Source organism: Paraburkholderia sp. BL6665CI2N2 (assembly GCF_004366535.1).
GTDB lineage: Bacteria > Pseudomonadota > Gammaproteobacteria > Burkholderiales > Burkholderiaceae > Paraburkholderia.
In genome coordinates, this window is the sequence record NZ_SORC01000001.1 from 4,852,624 (window position 1) to 4,865,075 (window position 12,452).

At 63.8% G+C, this 12,452-nt stretch carries 11 protein-coding genes; 7 read left to right on the forward strand and 4 right to left on the reverse strand.

The window, feature by feature from the left end:
- Positions 1–118: 118 nt before the first annotated feature.
- Positions 119–766, forward strand: a complete 648-nt coding sequence (clpP, locus tag B0G81_RS21670; RefSeq protein WP_116118163.1) for an ATP-dependent Clp endopeptidase proteolytic subunit ClpP — start codon at positions 119–121, stop codon at positions 764–766.
- A 245-nt stretch (positions 767–1,011) separates the two neighbouring features.
- The gene (locus B0G81_RS21675; RefSeq protein WP_134138296.1) at positions 1,012–2,469 is read left to right on the forward strand and encodes an NYN domain-containing protein; all 1,458 of its coding nucleotides are present in this window, start codon (positions 1,012–1,014) and stop codon (positions 2,467–2,469) included.
- A gap of 94 nt (positions 2,470–2,563) precedes the next feature.
- Here the strand turns inward: B0G81_RS21675 and B0G81_RS21680 are convergent, their stop codons facing one another.
- The 4 genes from B0G81_RS21680 to xseA all read right to left on the reverse strand — a co-directional run bounded on the left by B0G81_RS21680 (position 2,564) and on the right by xseA (position 7,757).
- Complete coding sequence (locus tag B0G81_RS21680) at positions 2,564–4,366, reverse strand: pyrrolo-quinoline quinone (protein WP_134138297.1); 1,803 nt, start codon at positions 4,364–4,366, stop codon at positions 2,564–2,566.
- A gap of 259 nt (positions 4,367–4,625) precedes the next feature.
- On the reverse strand, positions 4,626–5,201 hold the full coding sequence (locus B0G81_RS21685) for a YMGG-like glycine zipper-containing protein (RefSeq protein WP_106283445.1): 576 nt from the start codon (positions 5,199–5,201) through the stop codon (positions 4,626–4,628).
- A gap of 379 nt (positions 5,202–5,580) precedes the next feature.
- Positions 5,581–6,159, reverse strand: coding sequence for a superoxide dismutase [Fe] (sodB, locus tag B0G81_RS21690; protein ID WP_106283446.1), 579 nt, complete (start codon positions 6,157–6,159; stop codon positions 5,581–5,583).
- Positions 6,160–6,377: 218 nt separating this feature from the next.
- Positions 6,378–7,757: an exodeoxyribonuclease VII large subunit gene (gene xseA, locus B0G81_RS21695; RefSeq protein ID WP_106283447.1), complete on the reverse strand. Its 1,380-nt coding sequence runs from the start codon at positions 7,755–7,757 to the stop codon at positions 6,378–6,380.
- A 567-nt stretch (positions 7,758–8,324) separates the two neighbouring features.
- On the opposite strand from xseA, the gene lpxK reads away from it, so the two are divergent.
- The 5 genes from lpxK to B0G81_RS21720 all read left to right on the forward strand — a co-directional run bounded on the left by lpxK (position 8,325) and on the right by B0G81_RS21720 (position 12,382).
- Positions 8,325–9,341: a tetraacyldisaccharide 4'-kinase gene (gene lpxK / locus B0G81_RS21700; RefSeq protein WP_134138298.1), complete on the forward strand. Its 1,017-nt coding sequence runs from the start codon at positions 8,325–8,327 to the stop codon at positions 9,339–9,341.
- Positions 9,322–9,525, forward strand: a complete 204-nt coding sequence (locus tag B0G81_RS21705; protein ID WP_007180583.1) for a Trm112 family protein — start codon at positions 9,322–9,324, stop codon at positions 9,523–9,525. Before lpxK ends, B0G81_RS21705 begins: the two co-directional genes overlap by 20 nt.
- Before the next feature lie 149 nt (positions 9,526–9,674).
- Positions 9,675–10,475: a 3-deoxy-manno-octulosonate cytidylyltransferase gene (gene kdsB / locus B0G81_RS21710; protein WP_134138299.1), complete on the forward strand. Its 801-nt coding sequence runs from the start codon at positions 9,675–9,677 to the stop codon at positions 10,473–10,475.
- Between the two features lie 208 nt (positions 10,476–10,683).
- Positions 10,684–11,349, forward strand: a complete 666-nt coding sequence (adk, locus tag B0G81_RS21715) for an adenylate kinase (protein ID WP_134138300.1) — start codon at positions 10,684–10,686, stop codon at positions 11,347–11,349.
- A gap of 274 nt (positions 11,350–11,623) precedes the next feature.
- Positions 11,624–12,382 carry a 3-hydroxyacyl-CoA dehydrogenase gene (locus B0G81_RS21720; RefSeq protein WP_116118170.1) on the forward strand — a complete coding sequence of 253 codons (759 nt, stop codon included), beginning with the start codon at positions 11,624–11,626 and terminating at the stop codon, positions 12,380–12,382.
- The last annotated feature ends 70 nt before the right edge of the window (positions 12,383–12,452 follow it).

Below are 12,452 nucleotides of genomic sequence, written 5' to 3' on the forward strand. Positions count from 1 at the left end.
ACCTGCGCAATGAATGCGCAGGTTCCGGATCGGCGGAGGCACACCTGGAGGCTTCGTGCCATGAAGCCATGCGCTGCGCACATCCCGCGGTCACCCACGCCGCATACACGAGGTCAATATGCATTCCAGCTATCCAACCATTACCGGCCTCGGCCTCGTGCCCACGGTGATCGAGCAGTCCGGCCGCGGCGAGCGCGCCTACGACATCTATTCGCGTTTGCTGCGTGAACGCATCGTGTTTCTGGTCGGGCCCGTGAACGAACAATCGGCCAGTCTGATTGTGGCGCAGCTGCTGTTTCTGGAGTCCGAGAACCCTGACAAGGATATTTCTTTTTACATTAATTCGCCGGGCGGTTCGGTGTACGACGGCCTCGCGATCTACGACACCATGCAGTTCATCAAACCGGAGGTATCGACCTTGTGCACCGGCTTTGCCGCAAGCATGGGCACCTTTCTGCTGACTGCCGGTCAGCGCGGCAAGCGGTATGCGCTGCCCAACGCGCGCATCATGATTCACCAGCCGTCGGGCGGCAGCCAGGGCACGGCGGCAGACGTCGAAATTCAGGCGAAGGAAGTGCTCTATTTGCGCGAACGGCTGAATGCCATGATGGCGGAGCGCACCGGGCGCAGCATCGAGGAAATCGCCCGCGACACCGACCGCGACAACTTCATGTCAGCACAGTCCGCAAAGACGTACGGTCTCGTCGACGAGGTGCTGGAAACACGCGCTGCGCTGAATGTCGCGTCGTATCACGGGGATAGGTGACGAAGCGGCCTGCACGGTCGATTCGCTGCTATCCAACGCCGTTGAACTGTGACCGGGGAACCGTTCCGACACAACGTCGACTGGCCTGCAAAAACCTTGGAGAACGTCACAAGAACCGCGCGTCGTCGCGGGTTCATGCCGTGCGCGTCGGTGCGCCCGCAAGACAAAAGCCTGATCACCTCCGCTGGAATCGCTATCATGGTCGCGATTCGTCGAATTCGACGATCGCTTCAAGGGAGAAAACCATGGCGTCATCCAACGAAACCGTCAGCATGGCGCTATTCTGCGACTTCGAAAACGTCGCGCTCGGCGTGCGCGACGCGAAGTACGACAAGTTCGATATCAAGCTGGTGCTCGAACGTCTGCTGCTCAAGGGCAGCATTGTCGTGAAGAAAGCGTATTGCGACTGGGATCGCTACAAGAGTTTCAAAGGTGCGATGCACGAGGCCAATTTCGAATTGATCGAGATTCCCCACGTGCGCCAATCGGGCAAGAATTCCGCCGACATCCGGCTCGTGGTCGACGCGCTCGACCTCTGCTACACGAAATCGCACGTCAATACGTTCGTGATCATCAGCGGCGATTCGGATTTTTCGCCGCTGGTGTCGAAGCTGCGTGAGAACGCGAAGCAGGTGATCGGCGTCGGCGTGCAGCAATCCACGTCCGATCTACTGGTCGCGAACTGCGACGAGTTCTTCTTCTACGACGACCTCGTGCGCGAGAGTCAGCGCACGGTCGCCAAGCGCGAGTCGTCGCGCCCGCAACAAGCCGCCCAGCCGGCGGCCAAACGCGCGCCCGACGAGGAGAAGACCCGCAACAAGGAAGACCTCGAAAAACGCCGCACCAAGGCGGTCGAGATCGCGGTGCAAACGTTCGACGCACTTGCCTCCGAACGCGGCGACAGCGGCAAGATCTGGGCGTCGGTGCTGAAGAACGCGATCAAGCGCCGCAAGCCGGATTTCAACGAGACGTACTACGGCTTTCGCGCTTTCGGCAATTTGCTTGAAGAAGCGCATGCGCGTGGGCTGCTCGAGTTCGGCCGTGACGAAAAGTCGGGTGCCTATGTGTATCGGAGCACGGCTGCGAATGTGGCCAGCGACAACATGGGCGAACCTGCTGAAATCGTGGAGTCGGCGGAACAGTTGTATGAGGCGCAGGTCGCCGAAACGGTGATCGCCGAGTCCGGCGGCAAACACGAGTCCCGCCGCCGCGGGCGAGGTAATCGCAAAGCAGGACGCGGCCAACATGAGGCTGTTCAAGAAGAGCGCCCGGCCGTCGAACAGGGCGGCGGCAGTCGGCCCCGACCGGACGATGTGCTCGCGCAAACGCCGGCAAATGCCGAGTTCATTTTTGAGCCGCCGGAAACGCCTTGGGCAGAGCCGGAAGCGCCGTGGGCGGCGCGGGAAACCGTGACGGCCGAAGAACCGGACGGCTCCGGCAGCCAGGCGGACGAGCGTGATACAAGCGCCAAGCAGCCCAAGCGCCGCAATGAACGCGCGCCGCGCAAGACCGCTGCGAAGAAAGCGAAGAAGACCGCGCCGCGAAGCATCGACGACATTCCGGAAATCGCCGCGCCTGCTGAAGCGCCGGCGGCGACTGCCACAGCGGAAGAAGCGCCCGCGCCGGCAAAAAAGGCCGCGCGCAAGACCGCGGCGCGCAGTCGTCGTCCGCGTAAGACGGCCGCGACGAGCGACGCGGAGTGAGGTTGATTCATTCGGCGTGACGTGTAGCGGCGCCGAGGCGGGTGCCGCTACCCAGGCTCAGCGGCAGACAGCAAGCCTCCGCGCTCCTTTCCGCTCACAACAATCCGAACACTGCCACGCCGTTCGTCGCGCCGACATATACCTTGCCGCGAGCGATCATCGGCGTGATGAATTTGTTGCCCGCGCCCCATTGATCGCGCGTGCCGGCCTGGTTGCTGTTGTACAACTCGACAGCAAGATTGCCCGCGTTATAGGCATGCAAAGCGCCGGTCGTGCCGTTTTCCGCGGCCCAGACTATCCCATTGCTCGCGCCGTTCGCCGATACGGCTGGCGTCGCCCCCGGATACGGGAACGTGGTCGGGCTCCTCGATGCAGCTGTCGTCGCGAGAAACGCTCCCGAGACCGGCAATGCTTTCAGGTTGTCGTTCAGGCCGCCGTAATAGACCACGCCATTGTAGTAAGCGGGCGATCCCCAGATGCCACCGGCCAGCGTACCGATCAGCTCCTGCCAGATATTGTTCGACGTCGGGTTGAATTTGCCCATTGAATCGCGATCGACGACGTAGATGTGGTTGTCCTTGCCGGCCGCCACCGCCAGATGCTTGACGACGCCGCTTGCCGTGGTCTGATCCGGCAGGACCATCGCGCCACCCGAGCCGAAATCGTTGTCGGTGGCCGCTTGCGTGACGACATCCGACATCGCGAAATAGTCGGTGACCTGCAGAGTGCCCAACGAGAGCTTCATCATCGAGTCGCCGAAGTCGCCGTCGACCGGAAAACCCGCCGCGTTCAGCGTGGTGCCGAACGTGCCGTTGCCGTCTACGACATAGAGCGACGTGCCGTCCGACGCCATGCCCGAGCCGGCCATCCAGATCGAGCCCTGACTGCCGTTCGGCGTGATGTTGAGCACGCTGGTCTGTTTCAGCGTGCCGGCGCTATACGCCATCATCCAGCCGGTGTACGCCCCCCCCATGCAGTGCGCGGTCCACCCCATGTAGATGTTGCCGCCGACCAGCGTGAGTGCCGCGCGCTCCGTATGCAGCGACGGGTTGAAGGTAATCACGCCGTTGACGCTGCCCGCGCCGTTGCCCGGATAAGTCGCTGCGATTTCCGTCGGGCCGCCGAGCACTTCGGCGCCGGTGGCCAGATCGAGCGCGTGCAGCCTGTGATGGTAGCCGCCGCCGCTGTCCTTCGTCATGGCCACGGCATACAGCACGCCATTCGTGCCGCGACTGCGGTCGATGACCGGCGTCGACGTAATGCCGATCTCGGGGGTGATGTCTGGGCATCCGTGATCGTCGCTGGGCGTTTCGCCGCTGCCGATCAACGAGACCTTCCACAGTTGCGCGAAAGAGGTGGCGTCGTACGCGTAGACGCTATCGTGTTCGGTGACCACGTACACCACGTCGTGCGCCGCGCCGCCGATCGACAGACTGGTGACGAAGAGCGGCTGCCCGTCGACCTTGCCGTCCGCGGCAAGAAACGCGACTTTGCCGAAGCTCGCCGAATTGACGTTCGCCGGTGTGAGCGTGGTCTCGGCGAGCATCTGACCAGTGCGGCCGATATCGTTGTGATGCATGAGGACGTCGGTGGCGTAGGCCGTCACCGCTGACGGCGTGCTGCCGGTGCCGTTTGTTCCAGTGCCGGTGCCGTTGGTCGAGCCGGTGCCCGAACCTGTACCGCTGCTCCCTGTGCTACCCGAACCTGAATCCGAGCCGCCCGATGTGCCGCTTCCGCTTCCGCTCGCCGACCCGGAGCCCACCCCGGACGTGCCGCCAGAACCACCGCCGCCACACGACGCGAAACAGGAGGCGACGGCGATCAGCGCCACTATCGTGCCCCGACGGGTCCACGCGCCCAGCCCGGAGGCCTCAACGCCAGCTTGCGAGATTCGCATGATCGCCTCGTCTCCTGAACGGCGCGACGGTCGGCTGCGCACAACGACGGGTGCGCGCCGTGACTCAGTCGCGAGCCGCAAGAGAAGAGTCCGCCACGCGCGGCTCCCGCTCGCTGAATACCTTCATCGCACTTACGGCTGATTAACCGTACGCCGTTTGCAAAGGCGTTTATCGCCATCGTGTCGCCTCTCTCCGCCATCCGAGGCAATAGATAACGGCGACGCGATTCAGCGGATGAGTGTGCCCGGCGGAATTCGATCAGTAGTACGGATAGGGGGAATACATTACCGGCGGCGGCCCGTAGTAACGCGGCGGCGGCGCAACATATACCGGTTGCGGCGCGTACACAGGCTGCGGCACGTAGACCGGCACTTGCGGTTGCGAAATCGTATTGCCCTTGGACGTCATGCACTGCGCGTATGCCGCGTCGTACTGCGCCTGAAGGCTACCGCCGGCATACTGCGCGCCGTTCGCGCCGGCAGCGCCGCCGACCAGCAAGCCGCTGCCCGCGCCAATCGCCGCACCCGCGCCGGCATTGCCCGCTGCCGCGCCGATGAGCGCACCGACAGCGGCACCGCCGAGCGTGCCAATAGCCGCGCTATTGACGCTGTTCGTGGTCGCGGCCTGCGAGGCGCCGGTCGCGTTGGTCGAGCGATACGCGTAGTCGCGACAGGTGTAGTCGTCCTGCTGGAACTGATCGAGCGGCTCGCCGCTGCGCGGCAGCGCGACGATGGAAGGACCACTCGGCGGCGCCACCGCGCAACCGCCAAGGAGCGCGAGCGCGACCGCTGCCACAGGCAGTGCGACGCGTATCGATTTAGGACTTGAGATCATGGTGGCGCACGTTTCTTCATAGGGAAACCATACGTTAGGCCAATTTACGCGTGCTTTGTTTACGAGATAGTTACCGTATTTTTTCCGCCGCCATCCAGACGCGGCGTCGGCAGGCTGAATGCCAATTGGAAGGTCTGGCGCCGTTACGAACTGTGACAAGATTCAGGCGGCGTGTCGTGTGAAAAGCAATCCTATGCATCTCTGGCGGAGGCCGAGACAGGACGCTTCGACGCACCTGTGCGCGCCAGTAAGCCAAGCCAGAAAAAAGAAAGCCCTCGCATGCGAGGGCTTTCTTCCTGCAACTTCCTGGGAGCCTGACGCTCAACGCCGTGACCGGATCATCCCGCCAGCAGCGCTGCCTTCAAACTCACCGGCAAACTCACGCGAAGTTCTTCGACGCGAATGCCCAGTTGACGATGTTCCAATACGCTTCGACGAACTTCGGACGCGCATTGCGATAGTCGATGTAGTAGGCGTGTTCCCACACGTCGATCGTCAGCAGTGCCTTCGCGTCCGTGGTCAGCGGCGTTGCGGCGTTGCTCGTCGAGACCAGGTCGAGCGAGCCGTCGGCCTTCTTCACGAGCCATGCCCAGCCCGAGCCGAACGTGCCGACTGCGGTCTTGGCGAACTCTTCCTTGAACTTGTCGAACGAACCCCACTTGGCGTTGATCGCGTCAGCGAGGGCGCCGGTCGGCGCACCGCCACCTTGCGGCGACAGGCTGTTCCAGAAGAAGGTGTGATTCCACACTTGAGCTGCGTTGTTGAACACGCCGCCCGATGCCTTCTTGACGATTTCTTCGAGCGACAGGTTCTCGAACTCCGTGCCCTTGATCAGATTGTTCAGGTTGGTGACATAGGTCTGGTGATGCTTGCCGTAGTGATATTCGAGCGTCTCTTCCGACATGTGCGGAACGAGTGCGTTTTTCGCGAACGGCAGCGGCGGGAGCGTATGTTCCATGATCTTTCCTTCTGTCTGTATCTGTTGTGGGGGAGTCTGCGGATAACGCTTTTGAGCACTCGATTGTAGGCGAGTTGGAATAACCCCGCAAACCAACGGACTTTATGCCCGGCATCGGCGAACATGCCGCATTCACAGCGCAATTAGTGCTGGCGCACACCGTGTGCCCAAGGCTCGCGACGGTCAAAAGTACGGCTGCGGATGCTGTCGGCGAAGTGTCAGAAACCGTCGGTCAGGCGTGGTTGCACATCGGCCAGCGCGATGTCCGCGGCGCCTTCCGCGAGATGCACCGTGAGGCGCCGCCCCGGCTTCAGCGACGACGGCGCGCGCACTGCTCGCCCGCTCTGCGCATCGAGCACGGCAGCGTATCCACGCTCAAGCGTACGCTGCGGACTCAGCACTTCGAGACGCGCGGCGAGCGTGTCGATGCGCGCGGTCTGACGTTCATGCTGGCGTAACAAAGCCGCGTCCAGACGTTGCGAAAGATTGCCGAGTTTTGCCTGATGCCCGGCGAGATCGGGACGCCAGCGCTGCCAGCGCATCTGCAGCAGCGAAAACCGCGCTCGTGCGTCACGCACCGGACGCGCGCCCGCCGACGCGAGCCGCACGCTCAATTGCTGCAAATGCGTGCGTTGCCGCGCGAGCCGCTCGGCGGGCGACACCAGCCGGCGCGCGAGCCAGTCGAGTTGCTGGGCGCGCCGCTCCATCATGCGGCCGAAACCGCGCGCGAGCGTCGCGTGACGATGATCGAGTTCGCGCAAGAGCAGCACGCGCTGCGGACTGACGAGTTCGGCGGCGCCGGTCGGCGTCGGTGCGCGTACGTCCGCGGCGAAGTCGGCGATGGTGAAATCGGTTTCGTGGCCCACGCCGCTCACCACGGGAATCGCGCTTTCCGCGATCGCGCGCGCCAGCACTTCCTCGTTGAACGCCCACAGGTCTTCGATCGAGCCGCCGCCACGGCACACGATTAGCACGTCGACCTCGCGCCGTGCGTTGGCGGCGTCGACCATTGCCGCCAGCTTGCTACTCACGCCGACGCCCTGCACCGGTGCCGGATAGACGATCACCGGAATATGCGGCGCGCGCCGCGACAGCGTGGTCAGGACGTCGCGCAACGCCGCGGCCTGCAACGACGTGACGATCCCAATCGAACGCGGATGCGACGGCAACGCGCGTTTGCGTTCAGCGGCAAAGAGACCTTCGGCTTCGAGCTGCGCTTTCAGCCGGAGGAACGCTTCGTAGAGACGCCCCTGGCCGGTGCGCCGCACCGCTTCCACGTTCAACTGCAGTTCGCCGCGCGGCTCGTACATCGTCACCAGCGCGCGCACTTCGATGCGGTCGCCCTCACGCGGCGTGAATTCGGCGTATTGCGCCCGCCCTCGAAACATCACGCAGCGCATCTGCGCCTGCGCGTCCTTGATCGAGAAATACCAATGGCCGCTCGCGGCGCGCGTGAAGTTCGACACTTCGCCGGCAACCCAGACGAGAGGAAACGAACGTTCCAGCATCGTGCCGATCGCGCGATTAAGTGCAGAAACGGGAACGACGACTTCACCGCCGGGCGTCGCCGACGAGGAAAAAGGGCTTTCGGGATTCATGCGAGGAATAAGTGTGGCTGGCCGGACAGACGATAGACCGACCGGCCATCCGCGTCCAGCGCGGCGCTCGAATTGTTAAAAGTGTCCACATGGCGGGACTGGCCAGACAGATCCCGCCAGATCGCCCGCCCGGCCGCATGAATTGTAGGCATGTCGTTGATTTATATGGCGTTTACATCTCATTAAAGAGAATGACTACCGATACCGGGCGCATGGAACGGCCCTTTGCGCCCGTGGGACGGCAGGTTCTCCACAAAGTTATCCACAGGCTGCGGGCCGCGCTGGAAGCGTTACCTCGTCGCGCGGCGCGCGGCGCGCGACTTGCCGGGCGGGACGCCGGCGCGCTAGAGTGGCGGGCTCGACGGCATGCCGAACGCGCCGGGGCGTCCAGCATTGCGGCACACTGCGCACGCCGGCCGCCATACCACGCAGATTCATTTTTCACCTCACTTTCATAGTCCGGAGAACCGCGTTGATGCTTGCCCCGCGTATTGCGCCTAGCTCCTTCACGCCGCCGTCCGGCCGCCTTTGCCTAAGCGGCGCGCCGGTTGTTTGCGCGACGTGCCCATGAGCGGCGTCAACGACCGTCTCGAGGCACGCCTTGCGCGCGAATGGCAGCAGCGCGGGCCGCTTGCCTGGGCGCTGTCGCCGTTCGCCTGTGTGTTCGGCGCAATTGCCGCCGCGCGCCGCGCCGCCTTTTCGTTCGGCTGGTTGAAATCGGTGCGCATCGGGGTGCCCGTGGTGGTGGTCGGTAATGTGACTGTCGGCGGCACCGGCAAGACGCCGACCGTGATCGCGCTGGTCGAAGCGTTACGCGCCGCGGGCTTCAAACCCGGCGTCGTATCGCGCGGCTACGGCGCGCGCGTGAAATCGGCGACGAGGGTCACGCCGACCTCGGCGGCAAGCGTCGGCGGCGACGAACCGCTTCTGATTGCGCGCCGCACCGGCGCGCCGGTGTGGGTCTGTCCGGATCGCGTGGCGGCTGCGCAGGCGCTGTGCGCCGCGCACCGCGAAGTCGACGTGATCGTGAGCGACGACGGCTTGCAGCACTACCGGCTCGAACGCGACGCCGAACTGGTCGTGTTCGATCACCGGCTCGGCGGCAACGGTTTCCTGCTGCCGGCCGGACCGCTGCGCGAGCCGCTGTCGCGACGCCGCGACGCCACGCTCATCAACGATCCGTACGCGCGCACGCTGCCCGCGTGGCCGAATACCTTCGCGCTGCAACTCGCGCCCGCCGACGCATGGCATCTGGACAATCCCGCGTTGCGCCGTCCGCTCGCGCAATTCAGCGGCGATCGCGTGCTGGCCGCGGCCGGCATCGGCGCGCCGGAGCGTTTTTTCGCGACGTTGCGCGCCGCCGGCCTCACGCCCGCCACGCGCGCCTTGCCGGATCATTACGCGTTCGAGCGCAATCCTTTTACCGACGTGGACGCCGACGCCATCCTGATAACGGAAAAGGATGCGGTAAAATTGGGGTCCTGGCACGACGCGCGCATCTGGGTTGTCCCGGTCGAAGCCGCGCTCGATCATCGCCTCATTGCACTAGTTGTGGAGAAAGTTCGTGGACGCTCGCCTGCTTGAAATTCTCGTTTGCCCGATCTGCAAGGGCCCGCTCAGCTACGATCGCGCCGCGCAGGAGCTGATCTGCAACGCGGACAAGCTGGCCTATCCGATTCGCGACGGCATTCCCGTCATGCTGGTCGACGAAGCGCGGCAGACGGTGGAAGGCACACCAGTGGATCTGAATCCGGGCTCCGTGGCCTGAGCCTCGCCGCCCTCGCACGCGGCGGCAGTGTTTAAGGCGTGCCCCGTGTCGCGATCTGCTTTCATCGTTTTGCCTGTCCACAGCCGCGCTGCATGCGTGGTCGCTTTCTTCCGGCTTTATCACCGCCCGTCTTTGCGCTTGCCTCGCTGATGACCCACGCCAACACCGCCACTCCCCCGTTCATCGCCGTCGTGCCGGCTCGACTTGCCTCGACGCGTTTGCCCAACAAGCCGCTCGCTGACATCGGCGGCAAGCCGATGGTGGTGCGGGTCGCCGAACGCGCGCGCGAATCGGGCGCGCAGCAGGTGCTGATCGCCTCGGACGCGCAAGCGGTGCTCGACGCCGCCCGCGAGCACGGCTTCGAAGCGGTATTGACGCGCGCGGACCATCCGTCCGGCACGGACCGTCTCGCGGAAGTCGCGGCGCAATTCGGCTGGAGCGACGACACGATCGTGGTCAACGTGCAGGGCGACGAACCGCTGATCGATCCGGCGCTCGTGTGCGGCGTTGCGTCGCACCTTGCAGCGAACCACGACTGCGCGATCGCCACCGCCGCGCACCCGATCACCGACCCCGCGGAAATTTTCAATCCGAACGTCGTCAAGGTCGTGCTCGACGCGCGCGGCGTCGCGCTGTATTTCTCACGCGCGCCGATTCCCTGGGCACGCGACGCCTACCAGCCGCACTGGCCGAATGTCGCGTCAATGCCCGCGCCGCCCGCGCCCGCGGTGGTTCATCGGCATATCGGGCTGTACGCCTATCGCGCGCAATTCCTGCGTACGTACCCCAGCCTCGCGATTTCGCCGATCGAACAGGTCGAAGCGCTCGAACAACTGCGCGCGATGTGGCATGGTGAACGGATCGCGGTGCTCGTTACGCACGACGTGCCGCTGCCCGGTGTCGACACACCCGCCGATCTCGCGCGCGTGCAGGCCTTATTCGGGTCTTGAGCGTAAAAACCCATGGCATAATCGGACGGTTGTGCGCGCCTCCCGCTACACGCGAGAGTCAGGGTTTGCCCGGTCGCGCCGTTACCGTCTTGCAGCGCCGTCGTCGACGTGCAGCGCGAGACCAAACGGCAGCCGATGCGGGTCTTTCGACTTTTCGTGGGATGTCCGCAGCGCCACCCAAGAATTCACATAGATCTGGAGATATCACATGCGTTTGATCCTTTTGGGTGCACCCGGCGCGGGCAAGGGCACTCAGGCAAACTTCATCAAGGAAAAATTCGGCATTCCGCAGATTTCCACCGGCGACATGCTGCGCGCGGCCGTCAAGGCCGGCACGCCGCTCGGCCTCGAAGCGAAGCGCTTCATGGATGCCGGCGAACTGGTCACGGACGAACTGATCATCAATCTGGTGAAAGAGCGTCTGCAGCAGCCGGACTGTGCGAACGGCTATCTGTTCGACGGTTTTCCGCGCACCATTCCGCAAGCTGAAGCCATGAAGCAGGCCGGCGTTCCGATCGACTACGTGCTGGAGATCGACGTGCCGTTCGACGAGATCATCGTGCGCATGAGCGGCCGCCGCTCGCACGCGGCGTCCGGCCGTACGTATCACGTCAAGTTCAATCCGCCGAAGGTGGAAGGCGTGGACGACGTGACCGGCGAACCGCTGATCCAGCGCGACGACGACAAGGAAGAAACCGTCAAGAAGCGTCTGGAAGTGTACGAGGCGCAAACCAAGCCGCTGATCGAGTACTACAACAGCTGGGCGAAGAACGGCGATTCGTCGACTCCGTTGGCCGCGCCGCAGTATCGGCGCATTTCGGGCCTGGGCAGCGTCGACGAAATTCGTGACCGTGCGTTCGAGGCGTTGAAGTAAGCTCGTTTCCGCTGTGTTCGCTTCAGGAAAGACCCGCCCTTGCCGGCGGGTTTTTTTATGCAACGAAGGGTTCGAGTGCAGCGAACGATTTCTCCGCGCACAGGCCTGATATTAATTAGCCATCCGTAGCGTTTCGCTCCGCTCGCATGCCGCCGACGGCACTTGAATCAGCCGCCTGCCCGCTTCGCTTTCCGCATTGCAGCATAGCCGTTACAATCGTTTATCGAAAAGATATTCGATCTCGACATTACTGAACCGTAGCAAAGGAGAAGACATGGAGATTCGCGACAACGTTTTCCTGATCACCGGCGGTGCATCGGGACTGGGCGCAGCCACGGCGCGCCTGTTCGTCGAAAACGGCGGCAAGGTGGTGCTCGCCGACCTGAATGTGGATGCGGGCGAGGCGCTCGCCAAGGAACTCGGCGGTGTGTTCGTCAAATGCGACGTGAGCCGCGAAGACGACGCCACCCAGGCCGTCGAAGCCGCCACCAGGCTCGGCACGCTGCGCGGCCTCGTCAATTGCGCGGGCGTCGCGCCGGCCGTCAAAACGGTCGGAAAGGACGGGCCGCATCCACTCGACGCGTTTGCGCGCACCATCTCGATCAATCTGATCGGCACCTTCAACATGGTCCGGCTCGCCGCCGCGGCCATGTCGAAGAACGAGCCGAACGCGAATGGCGAGCGCGGCGTGATCATCAACACGGCGTCGGTGGCCGCGTTTGACGGCCAGATCGGCCAGGCGGCTTATGCCGCATCCAAGGCCGGTGTGGCCGGCATGACGCTGCCTATCGCACGCGACCTGTCGCGCAACGCGATCCGCGTGATGACGATCGCACCGGGCATTTTCGAAACGCCCATGCTGCTCGGCATGCCGCAGGAAGTGCAGGACGCGCTCGGCGCGATGGTGCCGTTCCCGCCGCGCCTCGGCAAACCGGCCGAGTACGCGATGCTGGCCAAGCAGATCTTCGACAATCCGATGCTCAACGGCGAAGTGATTCGACTGGACGGCGCGATCCGGATGCAGCCGAAATAAGCTGGCATGCAGCGCGCGGCTTCACAAAACAAACCGCGCTAAAGAAAAACGCCTGCACATGAATGATCCT

Excerpts from the sequence above, each read along its gene's own strand:
- adk (WP_134138300.1), top strand. The coding sequence starts at position 10,684 with ATGCGTTTGATCCTTTTGGGTGCACCCGGCGCGGGCAAGGGCACTCAG.
- B0G81_RS21685 (WP_106283445.1), bottom strand. The coding sequence starts at position 5,201 with ATGATCTCAAGTCCTAAATCGATACGCGTCGCACTGCCTGTGGCAGCG.
- B0G81_RS21720 (WP_116118170.1), top strand. The coding sequence starts at position 11,624 with ATGGAGATTCGCGACAACGTTTTCCTGATCACCGGCGGTGCATCGGGA.
- clpP (WP_116118163.1), top strand. The coding sequence starts at position 119 with ATGCATTCCAGCTATCCAACCATTACCGGCCTCGGCCTCGTGCCCACG.
- lpxK (WP_134138298.1), top strand. The coding sequence starts at position 8,325 with ATGAGCGGCGTCAACGACCGTCTCGAGGCACGCCTTGCGCGCGAATGG.
- xseA (WP_106283447.1), bottom strand. The coding sequence starts at position 7,757 with ATGAATCCCGAAAGCCCTTTTTCCTCGTCGGCGACGCCCGGCGGTGAA.
- sodB (WP_106283446.1), bottom strand. The coding sequence starts at position 6,159 with ATGGAACATACGCTCCCGCCGCTGCCGTTCGCGAAAAACGCACTCGTT.
- B0G81_RS21680 (WP_134138297.1), bottom strand. The coding sequence starts at position 4,366 with ATGCGAATCTCGCAAGCTGGCGTTGAGGCCTCCGGGCTGGGCGCGTGG.
- B0G81_RS21675 (WP_134138296.1), top strand. The coding sequence starts at position 1,012 with ATGGCGTCATCCAACGAAACCGTCAGCATGGCGCTATTCTGCGACTTC.
- kdsB (WP_134138299.1), top strand. The coding sequence starts at position 9,675 with ATGACCCACGCCAACACCGCCACTCCCCCGTTCATCGCCGTCGTGCCG.